The 22508-nt window shown below is 69.8% G+C and carries 23 protein-coding genes; 20 read left to right on the top strand and 3 right to left on the bottom strand.

The window, feature by feature from the left end:
* The first annotated feature begins 51 nt into the window (after positions 1 to 51).
* The 11 genes from ruvX (at position 52) to pheT (ending at position 10418) form a co-directional block, all read left to right on the top strand.
* The gene (gene ruvX / locus OG884_RS31255; protein WP_326647047.1) at positions 52 to 561 is read left to right on the top strand and encodes a Holliday junction resolvase RuvX; all 510 of its coding nucleotides are present in this window, start codon (positions 52 to 54) and stop codon (positions 559 to 561) included.
* 16 nt (positions 562 to 577) lie between these two features.
* The gene (locus OG884_RS31260) at positions 578 to 793 is read left to right on the top strand and encodes an endolytic transglycosylase MltG (protein ID WP_326638839.1); all 216 of its coding nucleotides are present in this window, start codon (positions 578 to 580) and stop codon (positions 791 to 793) included.
* Positions 794 to 956: 163 nt separating this feature from the next.
* A complete protein-coding gene (gene mltG / locus OG884_RS31265; protein WP_326638841.1) occupies positions 957 to 2132 on the top strand; it encodes an endolytic transglycosylase MltG in 1176 nt (391 codons plus the stop codon).
* Entirely contained in the window at positions 2126 to 2953 is an 828-nt protein-coding gene (locus OG884_RS31270; protein ID WP_326638843.1) for a shikimate dehydrogenase, read from the top strand. Before mltG ends, OG884_RS31270 begins: the two co-directional genes overlap by 7 nt.
* Before the next feature lie 367 nt (positions 2954 to 3320).
* The gene (gene infC / locus OG884_RS31275; RefSeq protein WP_442811567.1) at positions 3321 to 3938 is read left to right on the top strand and encodes a translation initiation factor IF-3; all 618 of its coding nucleotides are present in this window, start codon (positions 3321 to 3323) and stop codon (positions 3936 to 3938) included.
* Positions 3939 to 4068: 130 nt separating this feature from the next.
* Positions 4069 to 4263, top strand: a complete 195-nt coding sequence (gene rpmI, locus OG884_RS31280) for a 50S ribosomal protein L35 (RefSeq protein WP_030920046.1) — start codon at positions 4069 to 4071, stop codon at positions 4261 to 4263.
* A gap of 24 nt (positions 4264 to 4287) precedes the next feature.
* A complete protein-coding gene (gene rplT / locus OG884_RS31285) occupies positions 4288 to 4671 on the top strand; it encodes a 50S ribosomal protein L20 (RefSeq protein ID WP_012892552.1) in 384 nt (127 codons plus the stop codon).
* Between the two features lie 72 nt (positions 4672 to 4743).
* The gene (locus OG884_RS31290) at positions 4744 to 5559 is read left to right on the top strand and encodes a TrmH family RNA methyltransferase (RefSeq protein ID WP_326638853.1); all 816 of its coding nucleotides are present in this window, start codon (positions 4744 to 4746) and stop codon (positions 5557 to 5559) included.
* 77 nt (positions 5560 to 5636) lie between these two features.
* Positions 5637 to 6719: a sensor histidine kinase gene (locus OG884_RS31295; protein WP_326638855.1), complete on the top strand. Its 1083-nt coding sequence runs from the start codon at positions 5637 to 5639 to the stop codon at positions 6717 to 6719.
* A 121-nt stretch (positions 6720 to 6840) separates the two neighbouring features.
* The gene (gene pheS / locus OG884_RS31300) at positions 6841 to 7890 is read left to right on the top strand and encodes a phenylalanine--tRNA ligase subunit alpha (RefSeq protein WP_326647048.1); all 1050 of its coding nucleotides are present in this window, start codon (positions 6841 to 6843) and stop codon (positions 7888 to 7890) included.
* Complete coding sequence (pheT, locus tag OG884_RS31305; RefSeq protein ID WP_326638857.1) at positions 7890 to 10418, top strand: phenylalanine--tRNA ligase subunit beta; 2529 nt, start codon at positions 7890 to 7892, stop codon at positions 10416 to 10418. The genes pheS and pheT overlap by 1 nt, the downstream gene beginning before the upstream one ends.
* A gap of 197 nt (positions 10419 to 10615) precedes the next feature.
* Here pheT and OG884_RS31310 read toward each other — a convergent pair whose 3' ends face one another.
* The 3 genes from OG884_RS31310 to OG884_RS31320 form a co-directional block, all read right to left on the bottom strand.
* A complete protein-coding gene (locus OG884_RS31310; protein ID WP_326647049.1) occupies positions 10616 to 11194 on the bottom strand; it encodes a Uma2 family endonuclease in 579 nt (192 codons plus the stop codon).
* Between the two features lie 78 nt (positions 11195 to 11272).
* On the bottom strand, positions 11273 to 12583 hold the full coding sequence (locus OG884_RS31315) for an MFS transporter (RefSeq protein ID WP_326638859.1): 1311 nt from the start codon (positions 12581 to 12583) through the stop codon (positions 11273 to 11275).
* 81 nt (positions 12584 to 12664) lie between these two features.
* A complete protein-coding gene (locus tag OG884_RS31320; protein ID WP_326638861.1) occupies positions 12665 to 12850 on the bottom strand; it encodes a hypothetical protein in 186 nt (61 codons plus the stop codon).
* 273 nt (positions 12851 to 13123) lie between these two features.
* Between OG884_RS31320 and argC the strand changes: the two genes are divergently transcribed.
* The 9 genes from argC (at position 13124) to OG884_RS31365 (ending at position 22283) form a co-directional block, all read left to right on the top strand.
* Positions 13124 to 14146: an N-acetyl-gamma-glutamyl-phosphate reductase gene (gene argC, locus OG884_RS31325; protein WP_326638863.1), complete on the top strand. Its 1023-nt coding sequence runs from the start codon at positions 13124 to 13126 to the stop codon at positions 14144 to 14146.
* Positions 14143 to 15297, top strand: coding sequence for a bifunctional glutamate N-acetyltransferase/amino-acid acetyltransferase ArgJ (gene argJ, locus OG884_RS31330; RefSeq protein ID WP_326638866.1), 1155 nt, complete (start codon positions 14143 to 14145; stop codon positions 15295 to 15297). Before argC ends, argJ begins: the two co-directional genes overlap by 4 nt.
* Positions 15294 to 16223, top strand: coding sequence for an acetylglutamate kinase (argB, locus tag OG884_RS31335; RefSeq protein WP_326638868.1), 930 nt, complete (start codon positions 15294 to 15296; stop codon positions 16221 to 16223). The genes argJ and argB overlap by 4 nt, the downstream gene beginning before the upstream one ends.
* A gap of 56 nt (positions 16224 to 16279) precedes the next feature.
* The gene (locus OG884_RS31340) at positions 16280 to 17431 is read left to right on the top strand and encodes an acetylornithine transaminase (protein ID WP_326647050.1); all 1152 of its coding nucleotides are present in this window, start codon (positions 16280 to 16282) and stop codon (positions 17429 to 17431) included.
* Positions 17421 to 18401: an ornithine carbamoyltransferase gene (argF, locus tag OG884_RS31345; protein WP_326638870.1), complete on the top strand. Its 981-nt coding sequence runs from the start codon at positions 17421 to 17423 to the stop codon at positions 18399 to 18401. Before OG884_RS31340 ends, argF begins: the two co-directional genes overlap by 11 nt.
* A gap of 8 nt (positions 18402 to 18409) precedes the next feature.
* Positions 18410 to 18904 (top strand): arginine repressor, encoded by a 495-nt coding sequence (locus tag OG884_RS31350; protein WP_326647051.1) that lies wholly within the window; start codon positions 18410 to 18412, stop codon positions 18902 to 18904.
* Positions 18905 to 18973: 69 nt separating this feature from the next.
* The gene (locus OG884_RS31355; protein WP_326638872.1) at positions 18974 to 20182 is read left to right on the top strand and encodes an argininosuccinate synthase; all 1209 of its coding nucleotides are present in this window, start codon (positions 18974 to 18976) and stop codon (positions 20180 to 20182) included.
* Between the two features lie 32 nt (positions 20183 to 20214).
* Positions 20215 to 21633, top strand: a complete 1419-nt coding sequence (gene argH, locus OG884_RS31360; RefSeq protein ID WP_326638875.1) for an argininosuccinate lyase — start codon at positions 20215 to 20217, stop codon at positions 21631 to 21633.
* On the top strand, positions 21633 to 22283 hold the full coding sequence (locus OG884_RS31365) for a DNA-3-methyladenine glycosylase (protein ID WP_326638877.1): 651 nt from the start codon (positions 21633 to 21635) through the stop codon (positions 22281 to 22283). The genes argH and OG884_RS31365 overlap by 1 nt, the downstream gene beginning before the upstream one ends.
* Positions 22284 to 22508: the final 225 nt, after the last annotated feature.

Raw genomic sequence — 22508 nt, forward strand, 5'->3', positions numbered from 1 at the left:
GAGGGACGACACTCTCGCGCCGGGTCCGGTATGAGGGTGGAGACAGGGATGATGAGAAACGGCATTCGGCTGGGCGTCGATGTCGGCTCGGTCCGTATCGGCGTGGCCAGAAGCGACCCCTCGGGGGTGCTGGCCACGCCGGTGGAGACCGTCCGGCGCGGCAAGGGCGACCTCGACCGGCTCGCGGAGATCGCGGCCGAGTACGAGGTCGTCGAGGTGGTGGTCGGCCTGCCGACCTCGCTCTCCGGGCGTGAGGGGCAGGCGGCGGTCGTCGCCCGGGACTTCGCGAACCGGATCTCACTGCGGCTGGCGCCCGTTCCGGTGCGGCTGTTCGACGAGCGGTTGACCACCGTCACCGCCCAGCAGGGACTGCGGGCCAGCGGGGTGAAAGCGAAGAACCAGCGCGGAGTGGTGGACCAGGCTGCCGCCATCGTGCTGCTCCAGGCGGCGCTGGACGCCGAACGCGCCACCGGCAGACCTCCCGGCAGCCCCGTTGAGCCACCAGGCGAAAGGCCCGGTGAGAGGCCCACCGAGCGGCCGGGCGGCGGGACCGTTCGGTGAGCCGCCTGCGGCCGGGGTGTCGGCGCTCGCCGTTCGCAGACCTGGCCTGCCTCTCGGACCCATCGCGAACCCCGGGGAGCAGGCGTTGATCGCGGCGCTTCGGCCAGATCAAGGTGGTTGGTTCTGGTTTGTAACCATCGATCCGGAGCATAGAATCACGAAATTCACTGACAAAGAGAGTGGGTTTGTGAAATACCGGGAAGAGCTGAACAGATACCTCGGGAAGCGTTGATGTCCGGCGGAACACCCCCCGTTCCGCCGCATGCGGCGACCCATACCCGCGGACCAGACGACGACTCCCGGAGCACCGGGACGTCTGGCCGGGTGCTTTCCTTCGGTTTGGCACACCCGCTTGACGCCAGGCCGTCCCTAGCGGGAGATTGGCCGGGGCCTCTATGAACGATCTCGATATGGACTTTCTGGTCGGCTCCGACGACGAAGGTCGGCCGGGCCGAGGATCTCGCGCGTCCTCGGGGCGCGACTCCGGCGGCCGGCGTGGCCGGCGCAGGAAGCGCCGCCGCAACCGGGGCGGTTTCCTCGCCCCCATGCTCGCGATCATCGTCCTGATCGGCGGTGTCGGCGCCGCCGGCTTCTACGGCTACACCTGGGTCCGCGACGTGATGACCCCGGACGACTACACCGGCCTGGGGTCCGGCGAGGTCGTCGTGGAGATCAAGGACGGCCAGAACGCCTCCGACGTGGCCCAGACCCTGCAGGAGCAGGGCGTGGTGAAGAGCGTCAATGCCTTCGTCAACGCCGTCGCCCAGGCGGGCAAGAGCTCCTCCCTGCAGCCCGGCGAATACACCATGCGCAAGCAGATGGCGGCCGCGGAGGCCGTCAAGCTTCTCGATCCGGGAAAGCGGCTGCTGGAGAGGGTCACCCTCAAGGAGGGGCTGCGCCTGAGCGACACCCTCAAGCAACTCGCCGAGAAGACCGGCAAGCCGCTCAGGGAGTTCCAGCAGGCGGCCAGGAACGGCCGGAAGCTCGGCCTGCCGTCCTATGCCAGGGGCAAGCTGGAGGGTTACGCCTTCCCGGCCACCTACGAGATCAGGCCCAAGATGACGCCCTCCGAGATCCTGGTCGCGATGGTCGACCGCTTCACCCAGACGGCGGAGAAGGACGACCTGCAGGGTAAGGCCAAGGAACTCGGGCACACTCCGCACGAGATCATGACGATTGCCAGCATCGTCCAGGCCGAGTCCGGTACAAAAGATGACATGGGCAAGGTGGCCCGGGTCATCTACAACCGGCTCGACGGCAATCCCCGCCGCAAGCTGGAGATGGACAGCACGGTGATGTACGGGCTGAACAAGTACGGCATCGAGTCCTCCAACAAGGATCTTGAGAGCACCTCGCCCTACAACACCTACAGGTTCGAGGGCCTGCCTCCCGGGCCGATCGCCAACCCGGGAGACGACGCCATCCAGGCGGCGCTCAACCCCACCAAGGGCGACTGGGTCTGGTTCGTGACCACCTGCCCGGCGAAGCAGATCACCAAGTTCGCCTCGACGGAGACGGACTTCTTCGAGCTCAAGGCCGAGTACGAGAGAAACAAGGGGAACGGATGCTGAGGGCGGCGGTCCTGGGGTCACCGATCGTCCATTCGCTCTCCCCGTACCTGCACCGTGCCGCCTACGAGGGTATGGGCCTGCACGACTGGCGGTACGAGGCGATCGAGTGCGACGAGGCAGGGCTCCCCGGCCTCGTCGACGGGCTGGACGCCGACTGGGTGGGGCTCTCGCTCACCATGCCGCTCAAGCGGGCCGTGCTGCCGCTGCTCGACACCGTCTCGGACCTCGCACTCCAGGTGGGCGGGGCCAACACGGTGATCCTGCGCGACGGCGCCCGGCACGGCGACAACACCGACGTGTACGGCATCGTCCAGGCGCTCGCGGAGGCGGGCGTGACCACGCCCGCCTCCGCGACCGTCCTCGGCGGGGGCGCGACGGCGTCCTCCGCGCTGGCCGCCCTGCGCGAGCTGGGCCTGGGCGAGGCCACCCTCGTGGTCCGTGACCCGTCCAGGGCGGCGGAGACCGTCGAGGCCGCCGAGCGGCTGGACATGAGCCTGGCGGTGCAGACCTTCGACAAGCTCGACATCGCGCTGGAGGTCGACCTGGTCGTCTCGACCCTGCCCTCCGGTGCGGCCGACGGCTTCACCGAGTCGCTGGCGGACGTGCCGGCGCTCTTCGACGTGGTCTACGCGCCCTGGCCCACCCGGCCGGCGGCGGCCGTGGCCGCGCGGGGCGGGATCGTCGTCGGTGGCCTCCCGATGCTCCTGCACCAGGCGGTCCGGCAGGTCGAGATGATGACCGGCCGTGCGGACGTGCCGGTGGAGGCGATGCGTGAGGCGGGGAAGGCCGAGATCGTCAGGCGTGCCGCCTCGACGGAGTGATCGTCTCCGGGGCCGGGATGATTCTGGGTGAGCGTGCTGCTGTGGTAGAGTGACTAATCGATCGGTCCGGCGTTCCTGCTGGACGCGCAAGCGGAGGTCATCCTCCCACCTCGTCGGCCGCAAGGCTGACAGGTCAGGATCACACCGGGTAGGTTTCCGGCGAGCTTAACGGCATAAGCCTTCGAGTTCATGTGGCCCCGCATGCGTGACGTGCGGGGCATTTTGCGTTAGGCGCGCCTTCACAGAATGTGTGTTCTGCGACCTCCCGGCACGATCGAGCATGTTGCGGCCTTTCGTAGGGAGGGCCGCGGATCGCAACCTAGGAGGCCCCATCAGCGCCGAGCCCCGCATCAATGACCGCATTCGCGTGCCCGAGGTCCGCCTCGTTGGCCCGAACGGCGAACAGGTGGGCATCGTCTCCATCGGCGATGCCTTGAAGCTGGCTCAAGAAGCCGACCTCGACCTGGTCGAGGTCGCGGCAACGGCTCGCCCGCCAGTGTGCAAGCTCATGGACTACGGCAAGTTCAAGTACGAGTCCGCGATGAAGGCACGCGAGGCGCGCCGTAACCAGGCGTACACCATCATCAAGGAGATCAAACTCCGGCCGAAGATCGACCCGCACGACTACGAGACCAAGAAGGGTCACGTGGTGCGGTTCCTCAAGGCCGGCGACAAGGTCAAGGTCACCATCATGTTCCGTGGTCGGGAGCAGTCCCGGCCCGAGCTGGGTTTCCGGCTCCTGCAGCGGCTGGCCGAGGACGTGACGGAGCTCGGCTTCGTCGAGTCCCAGCCCAAGCAGGACGGTCGAAACATGATCATGGTGATCGGCCCGCACAAGAAGAAGGCCGAGGCCAAGGCCGAGAAGGCGGCGGCCAAGGCGCGGCATGACGAGAACCCCTCGGGTGACAGGTCACCGGCAGCCGACGAGACGCGCGTCAATGACGAGGTGTCCGTCAACGGAGCAGTGGCAGCCCCGCAGGAGTAACTCGCATAGCCTGGATCGTCAGGTAGTCGCGATATCACGTCGAGGCCGGGTCCGGTCTCGTAGTCAGGCATGCCCTTGACTTGGGTTACCGGCCCGGGACATCGGCACGATCGAGGGAGAGACGGCTGAGATGCCGAAGATGAAGACGCACAGCGGTGCGAAGAAGCGGTTCAGGCTCACGGGTTCCGGCAAGCTTGTGCGCCGCCGCGCCAACCGTGCGCACTACAACGAGCACAAGCCGTCCACCTTGACGCGTCGTCTCAAGCCCGAGGTCGTGCTCTCCGACGCCGACTCCAAGAAGATCAAGAAGCTGCTCGCTAAGTAACCGCCCCCGGGGAGATAGATACACATGGCACGCGTGAAGCGGGCGATCAACGCCAAGAAGAAGCGCAAGGTCGTTCTCGAACGGGCGAAGGGCTATCGGGGTCAGCGTTCCAGGCTGTACCGCAAGGCCAAGGAGCAGATGCTCCACTCGATGACGTACGCCTACCGCGACCGCAAGGACCGCAAGGGCACCTTCCGCCGTCTCTGGATCCAGCGCATCAACGCCGCTGCCCGCCAGAACGGCATCACCTACAACAGGCTCATTCAGGGCCTGCGGCTCGCCTCCATCGAGGTCGACCGCAAGATCCTCGCTGACCTCGCGGTCAACGACGCCGCCACGTTCGCGACGCTGGTCGAGGCCGCCAAGAAGGCGCTCCCGGCCGACGTGAACGCGCCGGTCGCCGGCTGAGCGAGACACTGACGAACATGCGGCCCGCAGCGATGACGCTGCGGGCCGCATTCGCATTCTTGGGGGACGGGCATGGCCGGGTCTGAGCTGACCAACATCAAGTCACCGCGGGTCAAGGCCGCGCGGCGGCTGACCAAGCGGGCCTTCAGAGACCGCGACCGTTCCTTCCTGGCGGAGGGGCCACAGGCGGTCCGTGAGGCGCTGGCGCTGGACGGCGTCGTGGTGGAGCTGTTCGCCACGGCCGAGGCCGAGTCGCGCCACGCCGACATCGTCGCCGCCGCCGTCGCCGTGGGGGTGCCCCTCTTCCGGGCCAGCGGCGAGGTCATGGCCGAGCTGGCCCAGACCGTCACCCCCCAGGGGCTGCTGGCCGTGTGCCGCTTCGTGCACGTGCCCCTGGACGCCTCCGTCACCTCCGGCACCAGGCTGGTGGCCGTGCTCGCCCACGTCCGTGACCCGGGCAACGCGGGCACGGTGCTGCGTACCGCCGACGCCGCCGGTGCAGACTCGGTGGTCTTCACCGATGCCTCGGTCGATCCCTACAACGGCAAGTGCGTGCGGGCCAGCGCGGGCAGCCTGTTCCATCTCCCGGTCACCACGGGTGTCCATGTGACTCGGGTCGTGGAACATCTGAAGGGTTCCGGTCTGCGGGTGCTCGCCGCCGATGGCGCGGGCAAGCAGACCCTGGACGACGTGGATCTGTCCGGCCCGACGGCCTGGATCTTCGGCAACGAGGCATGGGGGCTTCCGGAGGAGATCCTGACTCTGGCCGACGACGTCGTCCGGGTTCCGATCTACGGGCGGGCCGAGAGTCTGAACCTCGCGACCGCCGCCGCGGTCTGTCTGTACGCATCTGCCCGGTCTCAGCGCATCGGTCCCGGCGCCAGGTGACGCCCCCCGCCCCGAGGCTGCCGTACGACGCGGGAAACCCGCTATTGTCGGCGATGTAGCGTCGAGGAGGCGGGGTCGTGCACGGCGAACACACCGGCGAGCGGAGCACCGATCCCGCTTCTGTGATCGACGTCGACGAGCTTCCCGACGGCCTCGTGGTGACCGACGGAGACGGCCACGTGCTGACCGTCAATCGGGCCGCGGCCCGGCTGACCGGGGTCACCCGCGAGCAGGCCGCGGGGCGGCACCTGCGCGACGTGTTCTCCTTCCACGACCATGACGGGCGCGACTGGTGGAAGTGGCTGGACGCCTGCGGCGGGTTGCCCACCCGCGCCCGCCAGCCCGAGCTGCCGCTGCGCACCCTCGGTGGCCAGGAGATGCTGCTGGCCGCCCGGCTGGTGCGAGAGCCACGGCGGGGCGGTGAGGTCGTCCGGGTGATCATCACGCTGCGTGACACCGGGGCCCGTGCCCGGCTGGAGCGCAGCCGCGCCGACCTGGTCTCCACGGTCGCCCACGAGCTCCGTTCCCCGCTGACCAGCGTCAAGGGTTTCACCGCGACCCTGCTGGCCAAGTGGCCCCGTTTCACCGACGACCAGAAGCTCGTCATGCTGGAGACGGTCAACGCCGACGCCGACCGGGTGACCAGGCTGATCACCGAGTTGCTCGACGTCTCGCGCATCGAGTCGGGGCGACTGGAGATCCATCGCCAGGTGGTCGACATCCCGGCCAGGGTCTCCAGGATCATCGCGGGGCGGGTGGCGGCGGGTGAGCCGGACGACCGCTTCCTGCTCCAGGTGCGCGGTGAGCTGCCCGAGACCTGGCTCGACCAGGACAAGATCGATCAGGTGCTCGCCAACCTGATGGAAAACGCGGTGCGCCACGGGCGCGGTACGGTGACAGTAATCGTCGAACCGAGTGAGTGGGGAGTGACTGTGTCCGTCCGTGACCAGGGGGAGGGCATCCCGCCCGAGCTGGTCACGCGCGTCTTCCGGCAGTTCTGGCGGGGCAACGCCCGCCGCCGCGGCGGCACCGGACTCGGCCTGTTCATCGTCAAGGGGCTGATCGAGGCTCACGGCGGAACCATCACCGTGCAGCGTGGACCCGAGGGCGGCGCCGAGTTTCGATTTATGGTGCCCACCGGCGCTCCTGACTTCGCCTGAGCGCGAATGCCAGCCCGGTGGGCTTACCCGACTAGACTCATGGCCGCTCAAGCCCTGGATTCGGAGCTCTCTCTTGTCAAACTACGACCCGGTCGAGGTGACCCCGCTGCACGCCGACGAGATGGCGCGCATGCAGGCCGACGCGCTCGACGCCGTCAAGGCGGCGCGCGACCTCGAAGAACTCAAGCAGGTGCGCCTCGCGCACACCGGTGACCGCTCACCGATCGCCTTGGCCAACCGCGAGATCGGCGCCCTGCCCCCGGCGGCCCGCGCCGAGGCGGGCAAGCGCATCGGCGGTGCCCGCAAAGCCGTCGCCGACGCCCTCGCCGAACGGCAGGCACAGCTGGAGGCCGAGCGCGACGAGCGGGTCCTCGTCGAGGAGACCGTCGACGTCACGCTGCCCTCGGGCCGCGCCTCCCGGGGCGCCAGGCATCCGCTGACCACCCTTCAGGAGCGCATAGCCGACGCCTTCGTCGCGATGGGCTACGAGGTGGCGGAGGGTCCCGAGCTGGAGGGGGAGTGGTTCAACTTCGACGCGTTGAACATCTCCACCGACCACCCGGCGCGCTCGGAGCACGACACCTTCTTCGTCGAGTCCGTCGACTCGGGCAAGGTGCTGCGCACCCAGACCTCTCCCGTCCAGATCCGGGCGCTGCTCAGCAGGGAGCTCCCGGTCTACGTGATCTCGCCGGGCAAGGTGTTCCGCACCGACGAGCTCGACGCCACCCACACCCCCGTCTTCCACCAGGTCGAGGGGCTGGCGATCGACGAGGGCCTGACCATGGCCCACCTCAAGGGCACCCTCGACCGGTTCGCCGAGGTCATGTTCGGTGAGGGCATCACCACCCGGTTCCGGCCCAACTACTTCCCGTTCACCGAGCCCTCCGCCGAGATGGACCTGAAGTGCTTCGTCTGCCGCGGTGCCTCCGCGGTGCCGGGAAACCCGCCCTGCCGCACCTGTAAGTCGGAGGGCTGGATCGAGTGGGGCGGCTGCGGCATGGTCAACCCGCGGGTGCTCATCGCCTGCGGCGTCGATCCGGCCCGATACAGCGGCTTCGCCTTCGGCATGGGCGTCGAACGCACCCTGATGTTCCGCCACAACGCCGAGGACATGCGCGACATGGTCGAGGGAGACGTCCGCTTCACGCTCCCCTTCGGAATGGAGGTCTGATGAAGGTCCCGCTTTCATGGCTGCGGGAGTACGTCGATCTCCCCGCCGTCACGGCGCACGAGATCGCCGAGAAGCTCACCGCGGCCGGGCTCAAGCTCGAGTCCGTCATCTCCTACGGCCACGACATCAAGAACGTCGTCGTGGGCGAGGTGCTCTCCATCGAGACCCTGGAGGGTTTCAAGAAGCCCATCCGCCACTGCCAGGTCGAGGTGGGGGAGGCCGCGCCTCGCGAGATCGTCTGCGGCGCGACCAACTTCGAGGCCGGCGACCGCGTCCCGGTCGCGCTGCCCGGCGCCGTGCTGCCCGGCGGGTTCGAGATCGCCTCCCGCAAGACCTACGGACGCCTGTCGGACGGCATGATCTGCTCGGAGGCGGAGCTCGGCGTGGCCGACTCCTCACCCGGCATCCTCGTGCTGCCCGGTGACACCCCGATCGGCGCCGACGTGGTCGAGCTGCTCGGCCTGCGCGACGACGTGATCGAGCTTGAGATCACCCCGGACATCGGCTACGCGCTCTCCATCCGGGGCGTGGCCCGCGAGGCCGCCACCGCCTTCGACTCGGCGTTCATCGACCCGGCGGACGTCTCCCCGCCCACCGCGTCCGGTCCCGCCTACCCGGCCTCGATCGCCGACGCGTCGGCCTGTGACCGCTTCGTGCTCCGCGAGATCCGCGGGTTCGACCCGTCGGCGAGCAGCCCGCTGTGGCTGCGCGCTCGGCTCACCCGGGCCGGTATGCGCCCGGTCTCGCTGGCCGTCGACGTCACCAACTACGTCATGCTGGAGCTCGGCCAGCCGCTGCACGCCTTCGACGCCGCCAGGCTGACCGGCGAGATCGTGGTGCGCAGGGCCGAGCCCGGAGAGACGCTGGAGACCCTCGACCACGTGGTCCGCAAGCTCCACCCGGACGACATCCTGATCACCGACGGGTCGGGCGTGATCTCGATGGCCGGCACCATGGGCGGCCTGCACACCGAGATCTCCGATGCCTCCACCGACATCGTGATCGAGGCCGCCCACTTCTCCGCCAGCGGCATCGCGCGCATGTCGCGCCGGCACAACCTGGTCAGCGAGGCGTCCAAGCGCTTCGAGCGGGGCGTCGACCGGGAGCTTCCGCTGCAGGCCTCCTGGCGTGCGGCCCAGCTGCTGGCCGAGCTCGGCGGCGGCACGATCCAGCCGGGCGTCACCCACGCCGAGGTGGGGGGCGAGCCGGTCCGGGTCGCCATCCCGAGCGGTTACCCCGGCCGCGTCGCGGGCACCGCCTACGACCGGGAGACGGTGATCCGCCGCCTGGAGCAGGTCGGCTGCGCGGTCGAGAGCTTCGTCACCGAGACCGGCGGCACCGCCGCCGACGAGATCACCGCGAAGCTCGCGGTCACCGGTGACGACATGCTGATGGTCACTCCACCCTCGTGGCGGCCTGACCTGACCGATCCGAACGACCTCGCCGAGGAGGTCATCCGGCTGGAGGGCTACGAGAACCTGCCCTCGATCCTCCCCGCCGCCCCCGCGGGTGCCGGTCTCACCGAGAGCCAGCGCCTGCGCCGCCGGGTCGGCCGCTCACTGGCCGCCGCCGGCTACGTCGAGATCCTCTCCTACCCGTTCAACGGGGAGCGCGACTTCGACAACCTGCAGCTGCACGCCGACGACGCGCGCCGCCTGGCCGTACGGCTGGCCAATCCGCTCAGCGAGGACGAGCCGCTGATGCGGACCACCCTGCTGCCCGGCCTGCTCAGGACGCTGGTCCGCAACGTGGGCCGGGGTTTCGGCGACGTGGCGCTGTTCGAGACGGGCCTGGTCTACCGGCCTTCGCCGGACGCGCCCGCCGTCGCCCCCGTGCTGGGCGTCGGCCGCAGGCCGAGCCCGGAGGAGCTCGCCTCGATCGAGGCCGCGCTGCCGGCCCAGCCGCTGCGGGTCGGGGTCGTGCTGGCCGGGGAGTTCGAGCCGTCCGGCTGGTGGGGCAGGGGCAGGGGAGCCGACTGGGCGGATGCCGTCGAGGCGGCCCGGGTGGTGGCCGCCGAGGCCGGCGTCACCCTCGATGTCCGCGCGGACCGGCACGAGCCCTGGCACCCGGGCCGCTGCGCCGCGCTGTACGCCGGTGACGTGCTCGTCGGTCACGCCGGCGAGCTGCACCCCCGTGTGGTCGAGGCGTACGGCCTGCCCCCGCGCACCTGCGCGATGGAGCTGGAGCTGACCAGGCTGGAGGGGCTGCCGGTCGGCCGGCCGCAGGCACCGGTGATCTCCGGCTACCCCGTCGCGAGCCAGGACGTCGCGCTCATCGTCGACGCGGTGACCCCGGTGGCCCCGGTGGAGGCGGCGCTGCGTGAGGGCGCGGGCGCGCTGCTGGAGTCGATCCGGCTGTTCGACGTCTACACCGGCGCCCAGGTCGGTGAGGGCAGGAAGTCCCTCGCCTACTCCCTGCGTTTCCGGGCTGCCGACAGGACGCTAACGGTGGAGGAGACCACCGCGGCCCGTGACGCGGCCGTGGCCCTGGCCGCCGAGCGCACCGGGGCGCAGTTGCGCGGCGTCTGACCGCTCCACGAAGGGGGCTCGGGGCATGCCCCGAGCCCCCCTTTTTTTCACAGCGCGTTACCGCGCCTCAAGCCCCCTCCTTCAGGAGGGGGTCGTTGACTGCTTTCGTGGTCCGTGACCTCGGCTCCGGACGGACCTTCGTCCTGCGGGGCACCACCTGACCGATCCCCGCCATGGCAGGATCCGCGAGAAAGGGCTTAGAGCCGGTCGATCTCCGTCAGATCGATGTCGATGTCGAAGGGGGCCGAGATCTTGAGCCGGTCGTGGTGGATGCCGGTGAGAACGTAGGACCGGGCGAGCGGGTCGAGCTCGTAGACGTAGATCGCGGGCCTTCCCGACTGGTTCTCGACCAGCCAGAAGTGTGCGATGCCCGCCTCGGCGTACAGCGTCGGTTTGCGGTCGCGGTCGCGCCGCTCGGAGTCCGGCGAGATGACCTCCACGGCCAGCACGACGTCCTCCGCCCGGTAGAAGGTCTGTTCCGGGCTGTGCTCGGCGGAGGCGTGGATGACGCTCACGTCTGGTTCGGGCCGTTGCTGCCTGCCCAGCACGACGCTCATCTCCCGGCGCGCACGGAGATCGGCGGGCGCGGCGTGACGGAGGGCGCCGACCAGTAGATCCACCGCTCGCATGTGAAAAGAAGCCTGAGGACTCACGAAGACCAGGCTTCCATCTATTAACTCTGTGTGTGTAGGTAATTGCGGAATGCGATCGAGATCCTCGGCGGTGAACCCCTCCGGCGGGGGGAACACCCAGTCGGGCAGCGAGGACTCCGTCATCTCGGGGCTCCGTACGTCGACCGTCATGACCTCACAGTAGCAACAGGATTCCATTCTGTGAGGGTGGTTGCGGGTGCCTTATTCCTGGACGGGAGTGACTTTCTCGCGGTGGGCGCGTTCTCTGAGCGCGTGCTCGTCGGTGCGGGCGTCGTAGTCGCGGAACCTCGGTAGCAGCGCGGTCATCGCGGCCACCGCGCCGACGCAGAGCAGACCGCCCGCGCCCAGGGAGAAGCGGGTCCCGCCGAGCTGGGCCATCAGGCCGGCTCTGGCGTTGCCGAGCATCGGGCCGCTGGTGTAGGAGAGCAGTTCGATGCCCGCCAGGCGGCCGCGGAGCTCGTCGGGGATGGTCTGGTTCCAGATGGTCTCGCGGAAGATGCCGCTGATCATGTCGGCGGCCCCGGCCACGGCCAGGAAGGCGAAGATGCCCCAGACGCTGGGCATGAGCGCCGCCAGTGCCACCGCCACGCCCCACACGGCCGCCGCGACGATCACGCCGAGGCCGTGGCGGTGCACGTGCCTGGTCCAGCCGGAGGTGACCGAGGCGATCAGCGAGCCGACGGCCGAGGCGGAGAAGAAGAGCCCCAGGGCCTCGGGTACGCCGAATTCGTCGGCGAGGAACGGGTACAGCGCGGTGGAGAAGGCGAAGACCATCGCGGCGACGTCGACCAGGTAGGTGCCCATCAGGTCGGGGCGGCCCACGGCGTAGCGGACCCCGTCGACCAGTGACCTGATCGAGGCCGCGGGAGCGTTCTCCGGCTGCGGCCGGGTCCGCACCATCCGCAGCAGGACCAGGGAGACCAGGAAGGTCGCCACGTTGACGCCGTACGTGACGGCGACGCCGAACCAGGCCGCGATCAGGCCGCTGAGGCTCGGGGCGACGATGGCGCCCAGGTTCCACCTGAAGCCGCTGAGCGCGGCGGCCGCGGCCAGCTGGTCGTGCCTGACCACGCGTGGCATCAGCGCCTCCAGGCTGGGCCGCTGCAGGCTGCCCAGCCCGGCCGAGAGCGCGCCGACCACGTACAGCACCCAGACCTGTGGCTTCGGCAGCAGTGCGTTGACGGTCAGGATCAGGGCCGTGAGGCAGAGTCCCACCTCGGTGTAAAGGATGATCTTGCGCCGGTCGAGTGCGTCGGCGATCGCACCGCCCCAGAGCCCGCACACCACCATCGGGACGAACTCGGCCACGCTGACCAGGCCGACCGCCAGGTAGGAGCCGGTGAGCTCCTTCATTTGCAGCGGGACCGCGACCAGTGTCAGGAAGGTGCCGAACATTGTGACGACGCCGGAGCCGAAGAGCAGTCGGAAGTCGCGGGAGTCGCGGAGTGGGCTGAGATCCATCGCCAGGTGGCGGAGCAGGGTTCTGGCGGACCGATCGGCGTTCTCTGGCACGAACAGGTAGTTTCGGTGGTGACCTGCACGGAAGGCAACTCATTTTCCGGCAGGTCACCGCCGGGGCGGGCGCGGCGGGCGTCAGGAGCCCAGGACCTCCCTGCGCAGGTGGGTTTTGAGGATCTTGCCACCGGGGTTGCGAGGAAGTGTCGCGGGGGCGTGCTTCCAGGTTTTGACGGTCCCGCCGTGGCCGGAGACATCGTCCATCTCGAAAAGCTGTCCGGGGCCGGTGAGCCGGGCCTGGACCTGGTCATGGGTGACAGTCATACGTTCGCACTCCCGAAGGGGGGAAGGACCGGAGAACGCCACGATACTGACCAGTAGGTATGTGTAACAGTGCCGAAATGCCGACGATTGCCTCGTGCCCGCTATCGCGAGCCGAAAAGCATGATTTTTGCGACTTTCCTGCTGCTCTGAGGCATTTCAGAGTCCGGTAACCCTCACATAACCGGCTTGCATGACAATCCCTGGAGATGCATAATCTCTCTAGCAAGAGCATGAGTGAGTGTGTATGAACATGCAGAGATCACGGAGGGGCCGATGAGAGCGGCGATCGCGGGTGCCAGCGGCTATGCCGGAGGTGAGCTCCTGCGCCTGCTGCTGTCCCACCCCGGCATCGAGATCGGCGCGCTGACCGCGGCCTCAAGCGCAGGTACGGCCCTCGGTGCCCACCAGCCACACCTGACCCCGCTGGCCGGCCGGATCCTGCTGGAGACCACCCCCGAGACCCTCGGCGGCCACGACGTCGTCTTCCTCGCCCTGCCGCACGGCCAGTCGGCCGCCGTCGCCGAGCAACTCGGTGACGGCACCCTCGTCGTCGACTGCGGCGCCGACTTCCGGCTCACCGACCCCGCCGCCTGGGAGCACTTCTACGGCGGAACCCACGCCGGCACCTGGCCCTACGGGCTGCCCGAGCTGCCGGGCCGGCGCGAGGAACTGCGCGCGGCCACCAGGATCGCCGTACCCGGCTGCTACCCGACGGCGGTCACCCTGGCGATGTTCCCCGCCTTCGCCGCCGGCCTCGTCGAGCCCGACGTGGTGGTGGTCGCCGCCAGCGGCACCAGCGGAGCGGGCAGGGCGCCCAAACCGAACCTCCTGGGCAGCGAGGTGATGGGATCGGCCGCCGCGTACGGCGTCGGCGGCGTCCACCGGCACACCCCGGAGATGGAGCAGAACCTCTCCCCGCTGGCGGGTGAGCCGGTCACCGTCTCCTTCACCCCCGTGCTGGCGCCGATGAGCCGCGGCATCCTCGCCACCTGCAGCGCGCCCGCCGGAGCGGGCCTCACCCCGGCCATCCTGCGCGAGGCGTACGAGGTCGCCGCCAAGGACGAGCCGTTCCTACGGCTGCTCCCCGAGGGCCAGTGGCCCGCGACCTCGATGACCCTCGGAGCCAACACCGCCGCCCTCCAGGTCGTCCTGGACGAGCGTGCGGGCCGCGTCGTCGCCGTCGTCGCCATCGACAACCTGACAAAGGGAACGGCGGGCGGGGCCATCCAGAGCGCCAACCTCGCCCTCGGCCTGCCGGAAGAGCTAGGCCTTCCTCTCAATGGAGTCGCCCCATGAGCGTGACCGCCCCCCTCGGCTTCCGGGCGGCGGGTGTCGCCGCCGGAATCAAGTCCGGTGCCGCCCGCGACCTGGCACTGATCGTCAACGACGGCCCCTCCCGCGCCGCGGCGGGAGTCTTCACGGCCAACAGGGTGAAGGCCGCACCCGTCCTGTGGTCCGCACAGGTGCTGTCCGGGGGCCGGGTCCACGCGGTGGTCCTCAACTCCGGTGGCGCCAACGCCTGCACCGGGCCACTGGGGTTCCAGGACACCCATGCCACCGCGGAGAAGGTCGCCGGGGCACTGGGAGACTCGGCCGGCGAGATCGCGGTCTGCTCCACCGGCCTGATCGGCGAGCGTCTGCCGATGGAACCGCTGCTGGCGGGGGTCGACCTCGCGGTCTCCCAGCTCGCCAGGGACGGCGGGCTGGCCGCCGCCGACGCCATCCGCACCACCGACACCGTCTCGAAGATCTCCTTCAGGAAGGGAGCCGGCGGCTACATGGTCGGCGGCATGGCCAAGGGCGCCGGCATGCTCGCCCCCGGCCTCGCCACCATGCTCTCGGTGATCACCACCGATGCCGACCTGCCCGCCGAGCGGCTCGACGAGGTGCTCCGCAAGGTGACCCGGGTCACCTTCGACCGGCTCGACGCCGACGGTTGCATGTCCACCAACGACACGGTGCTGCTACTGGCCAGCGGCGCCTCCGGTATCGCTCCCGACCTCGCCGAGTTCGAGCAGGTCCTCCTCGCGGTCTGCGCGGACCTCGCCCGCCAGCTGCTGCTGGACGCCGAGGGCGCCTCCAAGGCGATCGCCATCGAGGTCGTCGGCGCCGTCTCCGAGGAGGACGCGGTCACCGTCGGCCGTACCGTCTCCCGATCGAATCTCCTCAAGTGCGCCATCCACGGAGAGGACCCCAACTGGGGCCGGGTGCTGTCGGCCGTCGGCACCACCGACGCCGTCTTCGAGGCCGACCGGCTCAACGTGGCCATCAACGGCATCTGGATCTGCCGGGGCGGTGCCGCGGGCGACGACCGCTCCAAGGTCGACCTCACCCCGCGCGAGGTGACGATCACCATCGACCTGTCGGCCGGCCCGCACTCGGCGACCATCCACACCACCGACCTCACCGCCGAGTACGTCCACGAGAACTCGGCGTACTCCTCATGAGGCAGGCCGAGGCACTGGCGAAGGCCACCACGCTGATCGAGGCGCTGCCCTGGCTCGCCAGCTTCCACGGTGCGACCGTCGTCATCAAGTACGGCGGCAACGCGATGACCGAGGAGCACCTGCGCGAGAAGTTCGCCGCCGACGTCGTCTTCCTGCGCTACGCCGGGCTCAGGCCGGTGATCGTGCACGGGGGAGGCCCGCAGATCAACGCGCACCTCGACCTGCTCGGCATCGAGTCCACCTTCACCGCAGGGCTCAGGGTCACCACCCCCGAGGCCATGCGGGTCGTCAGGATGGTCCTCGTCGGCCAGGTCAACCGCGACGTGGTCGGCCTGATCAACAGGCACGGGCCGTTCGCCATCGGCATGTCCGGCGAGGACGCCCACCTGTTCACCGCCGTACGCAAGCACGCCGTCGTCGACGGCGCCAACGTCGACATCGGCCAGGTCGGCGACATCGTCAACGTCGAGGCCGGAGCCGTGCGGGCGCTGCTGGAGGACGGGCGGATCCCGGTGATCTCCTCGGTCGCGCGCAGTGACGACGGCACCGTCTACAACGTCAACGCCGACACCGCCGCCGCCGCGCTCGCCGTGGCGCTCCAGGCGTCCAAGCTGATCGTCCTGACCGACGTCGAGGGCCTGTACCGCGACTGGCGTCCCGACGCCGTTGAGAACGAGGTCATCGACGAGCTGTCCGCCACCGAGCTGGAGAGGCTCCTGCCGACCCTGTCCAGCGGCATGATCCCCAAGATGGGGGCGTGTCTGACCGCCGTGCAGGGGGGCGTGCCGCAGGCCCACGTGCTCGACGGCAGGGTGCCCCACTCGGTGCTGCTGGAGATCTTCACAGACAAGGGCATAGGAACCATGGTGCTGCCGGACGCCCCCGTGGCGGCGGTCACCGCCCAGCCGAAGGGGAGCGACACGTGAGCCCGCAGGAAAGTCCCGCCACAGAGGCGCTCGCCACGCGCTTCGAGGCCGCCTTCATGGCCAACTACGGGGTACCCCCGGTGGCACTGGCCCGAGGCGAGGGCACGAGGGTCTGGGACGTCGACGGCCGCGAGTATCTCGACCTGATCGGCGGCATCGCGGTCAGCTCGCTCGGGCACGCCCACCCGGCGCTGGTGGAGGCCGTCTCCAGGCAGGTCGCCGTCCTCGCCCACACCAGCAACCTCTTCCTGCACGAGCCCGAGGTACTGCTCGCCGAGCGCCTGCTCGGCCTGCTCGGCGCCCCCGCCAGGGTGTTCTTCACCAACTCCGGCACCGAGGCCAACGAGGCCGCGCTGAAGCTCGCCATCAAGTACGGCAAGTCGAACGGCCGGACCTACTTCGTGGCCGCCGAGAACGCCTTCCACGGCCGGACCCTCGGTGCGCTCGCCCTGACCGGAAAGCCCTCCATCCGCGACCAGTTCGGGCCCTTCCCGGTTGATGTCCGTTTCGTTCCGTACGGTGACGCCGACGCGCTCAAGAGCGCGGTGACCGGCGAGTGCGCCGCGGTCTTCCTCGAACCCACCCAGGGGGAGGCGGGGGTCGTGCCCCCGCCCGAGGGCTACTTCACGGCGGCCAGGGAGATCTGCGACGCCGCCGGCGCGCTGCTGGTCGCCGACGAGATCCAGTCGGCGATCGGCCGTACCGGGCACTGGTTCGCCCACCAGCACGAAGGCATCCTGCCCGACGTGCTCACCCTGGCCAAGGGCCTCGGCGGAGGCATGCCGATCGGCGCCTGCATCGGCTTCGGCGCGGCGGCCACGGTCTTCACCCCGGGTGACCACGGGTCCACCTTCGGCGGCAACCCCGTCTCGACCGCCGCGGCGCTCGCTGTGCTCGACACGATCGACACCGACGGCCTGCTGGAGCACGTGCGCACCGTCGGCGCCGAACTCGCCGACGGCATCGCCGCGATCGACCACCCGCTGCTCGCCGGTGTCCGCGGCAGGGGCCTGTGGCTGGCCGTCCTGCTGACCGGCGACCGCTCCGCCCACTTCCAGACCGCCGCGCGGCGAGCCGGCTTCCTGGTCAACGCCCTCCAGCCCCACGCGGTGCGGCTCGCGCCCCCGCTGGTGATCACTTCCGCCCAGGTAGCCGCCTTCGTGGCCGCGCTCCCAGCCATTCTCGACGAGGCCGCCGATGTCCAGTAACCTCTCCGCACAGGCGCCCGTCAGGCACTTCCTGAAGGACGACGACCTCTCGTCCGCCGAGCAGGCCCGGGTACTCGACCTGGCCGAGGCCATGAAGAAGGACCGTTACGGTTACCGCCCCTTCGAGGGTCCGCGGACCGTCGCAGTCCTCTTCGACAAGCCGTCCACCCGCACCAGGGTCTCCTTCGCCGCCGGCATCGGCGAGCTCGGCGGCCTTCCTCTGATCATCGACGCCGGATCCTCCCAGATGGGCCGGGGTGAATCGATCGAGGACACCGCCCGGGTCCTGGAGCGCCAAGTGGGCGCCATCGTGTGGCGCACCTCGGGCCAGGAGAGGATCGAGGCCATGGCCTCGATCTCCTCGGTGCCGGTGGTCAACGCCCTCACCGACGAGTTCCACCCCTGCCAGATCCTCGCCGACCTGCAGACCATCAGGGAGCACTTCGGCAGGACCGCCGGCCTCACCCTGGCCTACTTCGGTGACGGCGCCAACAACATGGCCCACTCCTACCTGCTCGGCGGTGCCGTCGCCGGCATGCACGTGCGGGTCGCCGCTCCCGCCGGATACCTGCCGGACCCGAAGATCCTCCGGCAGGCCGCCAAGGTCGCCGAGGGGACCGGGGGATCGGTCGCCGTACTCGCGGACCCGGCCGAGGCCGCCGTGGGCGCGGACGTGCTCGCCACCGACACCTGGGTCTCCATGGGCCAGGACGGCAAGGAGCAGCGGATCGCCGACCTCATGCCCTACCAGGTCAACGCCGCGCTGGTGGACCGGGCGGCGCCCGGCGCCATCGTCCTGCACTGCCTGCCCGCCTACCGAGAGCTGGAGATCTCCGCCGAGGTCCTCGACGGCCCGCGGAGCCTGGTGTGGGACCAGGCCGAGAACCGGCTGCACGCCCAGAAGGCACTGCTGCACTGGCTGGTCTCGGCCACCGGTCCGGACGCGCCCGGAGGCGGGGCGGCCACGTGACGATCCCGATGACCAAGGTCGCCCGCCAGGCCAGGATCGCGGACCTGTTGCAGCGGCAGCCCGTCAGATCCCAGCCGGAGCTGGCCAAGCTCCTGCTGGAGAGCGGGGTCGAGGTCACCCAGGCCACCCTCTCCCGGGACCTGGACGAGCTCGGTGCGCTCAAGCTGCGCGCCGAGGACGGCTCCCTGGTCTACGCCCTGCCCGGTGAGGGCGGCGGCAGGATAAGACTGGCCAGGCTAGGCACCGGCGAGTCCCCGGCCGCCCGGCTCGGCCGGCTCGCCGAGGAGTTCCTCGTCTCGGCCGAGGCCTCCGCCAACCTGGTCATCCTCCGCACGCCACCGGGCGCCGCGCAGTTCCTCGCCTCCGCCATCGACCACGCCGACTGGGAGTCCATCCTCGGCACGGTCGCCGGAGACGACACGATCCTCGTCATCAGCCGTGACCCGGCGGGCGGGGCAGCGGTCGCCGAGGGGCTGCTAAGGCACGCCGACCGACGTATTTAGCCCGCTCAGGCGGGCGACGCCGGCACCATCTGAGACTTGTGACGAACGAATACCTTGGAGAGATCAATTATGACTGACCGGGTCGTACTCGCCTTCTCCGGCGGCCTCGACACCTCCGTGGCCATCCCCTTCCTCGCCGAGAAGACCGGCGCCGAGGTGATCGCGGTCGCCGTCGACGTCGGCCAGGGCGGCGAGGACATGGAGATCATCCGCAAGCGCGCCATCGACTGCGGCGCCGTGGAGTCCGTCGTCGTGGACGCCCGCGAGGAGTTCGCCACCGACTTCTGCGTGCCCGCCCTGCAGGCCAACGCCCTCTACATGGACCGCTACCCGCTGGTCTCCGCCCTGTCGCGGCCGCTGATCGTCAAGCACCTGGCCGCCGCGGCCAAGGAGTTCGGCGGCACCCACGTCTCGCACGGCTGCACCGGCAAGGGCAACGACCAGGTCCGGTTCGAGGCCGGTCTGGCCGCGCTCTACCCCGAGCTCAAGGTCATCGCTCCGGCCCGCGACTACGCGTGGACCCGGGACAAGGCGATCGCCTACGCCGAGGAGAAGAACCTGCCGATCGAGACCACCAAGAAGAACCCCTACTCGATCGACCAGAACATCTGGGGCCGGGCCGTCGAGACGGGCTTCCTCGAGGACATCTGGAACGGCCCCATCGAGGACGTCTACTCCTACACCGCCGACCCCGCCCAGCCGCGCGAGGCCGACGAGGTCATCATCAGCTTCGTCAAGGGCGTCCCGGTGGCGCTGGACGGGCGGCACCTGACCCCGTTCCAGATCGTCGCCGAGCTGAACCAGCGCGCGGGCGCCCAGGGCATCGGCCGCCTCGACATGGTCGAGGACCGGCTCGTCGGTATCAAGTCCCGCGAGGTCTACGAGGCGCCGGGCGCCATCGCTCTGATCACCGCGCACATGGAACTGGAGAACGTCACGGTCGAGCGCGACCTGGCCAGGTTCAAGCGGTCGGTGGACCAGCGCTGGGGCGAGCTCGTCTACGACGGCCTCTGGTTCTCCCCCCTCAAGAAGGCCCTGGACGTCTTCATCACCGAGGCGCAGGAGCACGTCACCGGCGAGATCCGGATGACCCTGCACGGCGGCCGGGCCACGGTCACGGGCCGGCGCTCCGAGGCGTCGCTGTACGACTTCAACCTCGCCACCTACGACACCGGCGACACCTTCGACCAGTCCCTCGCCAAGGGCTTCGTCGAGCTGTGGGGCCTTCCCTCCAAGATTGCCTCCGCCCGGGACGCCCGACTGGGCCGATTGGGCTAAGGTCGCGGATTGAATGGGGAGGGAGAACAACGGTGACTGATGGTGGTAAGCCGATGCGGCTGTGGGGCGGCCGGTTCGAAGGAGGTCCGGCCGACGCGCTGACCAGGCTCTCTGTGAGCGTGCACTTCGACTGGCGGCTGGTTCCGTACGATCTGCTGGCCTCGCGCGCGCACGCCCGGGTGCTGCACCGCGCGAACCTGCTGACCGACGACGAGCTGGCTCGCATGATCGGTGCTCTGGACGACCTGGAGCGAGCCTGCAAGGAGGGTGAATTCCGGCCGACCGTCGCCGACGAGGACGTCCACACCGCGCTGGAGCGCGGCCTGCTGGAACGCCTCGGCACGCTCGGCGGCAAGCTTCGAGCCGGCCGAAGCCGCAACGACCAGGTCGCCACCGATCTGCGGCTCTACCTCCGCGATCATGTCAGGCACATCGTGTCCCGGCTGGTGGAGCTGGAGACCGCGCTGATGAGCCAGGCCGAGGAGCACGCCGAGACGGCGGCCCCCGGCATGACCCACCTGCAGCACGCCCAGCCGGTCTCCTTCGGCCACCAGCTCCTGGCGCACGTACACGCCTTCGCCCGCGACATCGAGCGGCTGCGCGACTGGGACAGGCGCGCGGCCGTCTCCCCGCTCGGTGCCGGGGCACTGGCCGGATCCTCCCTGCCGCTCGACCCGCAGGCCGTGGCCAGGGAGCTCGGCTTCGACTCCGCGGCGCCCAACTCGATGGACGCGGTCGCCGACCGTGACTTCGCCGCCGAGTTCCTGTTCGACGCGGCGATGATCGGCGTGCACCTGTCCCGGCTGGGCGAGGAGATCGTCCTGTGGGCCTCGCAGGAGTTCCGCTGGATCGAGATGGACGACGCCTACTCCACCGGCTCATCGATCATGCCGCAGAAGAAGAACCCCGACGTGGCCGAGCTCGCCAGGGGCAAGAGCGGCCGTCTCATCGGCAACCTCATGTCGCTGCTGACGACGCTCAAGGGCCTGCCGCTGACCTACAACCGGGACCTGCAGGAGGACAAGGAGCCGGTGTTCGACTCCGTCGACAACCTGCTGCTCGTCCTCCCCGCCATGGCCGGGCTCGTCGCGACCATGCGCGTCAACACCGCCAAACTGGAGGCCTCGGCCCCCGACGGGTTCGCGCTGGCCACCGACCTGGCCGAGCTGCTGGTCCGCAGGGGGGTCGCCTTCCGTGAGGCCCACGAGGCGGTCGGACACCTGGTCGTCTGGTGCCAGGTCAACGACAAGGACTTCGGCGAGCTCACCGACGACGAACTGGCCAAGGTCTCGCCGCACTTCACGCCCGACTCCCGCGAGGTCCTCTCGGTGCCGGGCGCGCTGGCCGCCCGCAAGGCGCACGGCGGTACGGCGCCGGACCGGGTCCGCGACCAGCTCGTCGCGCTCCGCGAGATCGTCGACGCCCAGGCGGCCTGGGCAATTGGGAACTGATGCCCGCTGACGAGCACGGCGGGCACTCGCTCGCCGCGCCCGCGCCGCTGGCGCGCGACTTCTTCGACCGGCCCGCTCACGAGATCGCTCCGGACCTGCTGGGACGGGTGCTCGTGCACGGGCCGGTCGCGCTGCGTCTCACCGAGGTCGAGGCGTACGGCCTGCCGGGGGAGGATCCCGCGTCGCACACCTACCGAGGCCGGACACCGCGCAACGCGGTGATGTTCGGCCCGCCTGGCCACCTGTACGTCTATTTCACCTACGGCATGCATTTCTGTGCCAACCTCACGTGCCTTCCAGAGGGGACGGGTTCCGGGATACTGCTCAGGGCCGGAGAGGTGATCTCCGGTGTCGGGACCGCTCTGACCCGGCGGAGCGCCGGAAGCGCCCGTGCCGTCCGGGAGGTCGATCTGGCCCGAGGGCCGGCACGTCTGGCGGTGGCGCTCGGCTTCACCCTCAAGCACAACGGGCTCGATGTCTGCGCCCCGGGATCGCTCTCCGTGACCGAGGGCGAGCCCGCCAAGGCCCCGTCCGTCCGGTCGGGGCCGCGTACCGGGGTCTCGTCGGGGAAGGAGACGCCGTGGCGTTTCTGGATCGACGGCGATCCCACCGTCTCGCCCCATCGCCCGCACGTCCCGCGCCGCCGGTAGGCCACCCGCGGATCCCTCCTCGCCTACCGGCTGGTCGACTCGTGCGTGAGGAGGGTTTCGCTGCGCTGAGCGGCCCATCGGCGGCCCATCTGGGCACATCGGGGCCCATCGGCGGTACAAGCGCGGTCGACTCGCGCGAGGAGGGTTTCGAGTGGCGCGACGGTGCTGCGATCGGGCAGGGTGTACGAGAGCGCTAAATGTCCCTTCGAGCATTGGAAAGCAAGG

Origin of the sequence: Streptosporangium sp. NBC_01755, from assembly GCF_035917995.1 — a bacterium.
In the GTDB taxonomy this organism is placed as follows: Bacteria; Actinomycetota; Actinomycetes; order Streptosporangiales; family Streptosporangiaceae; genus Streptosporangium.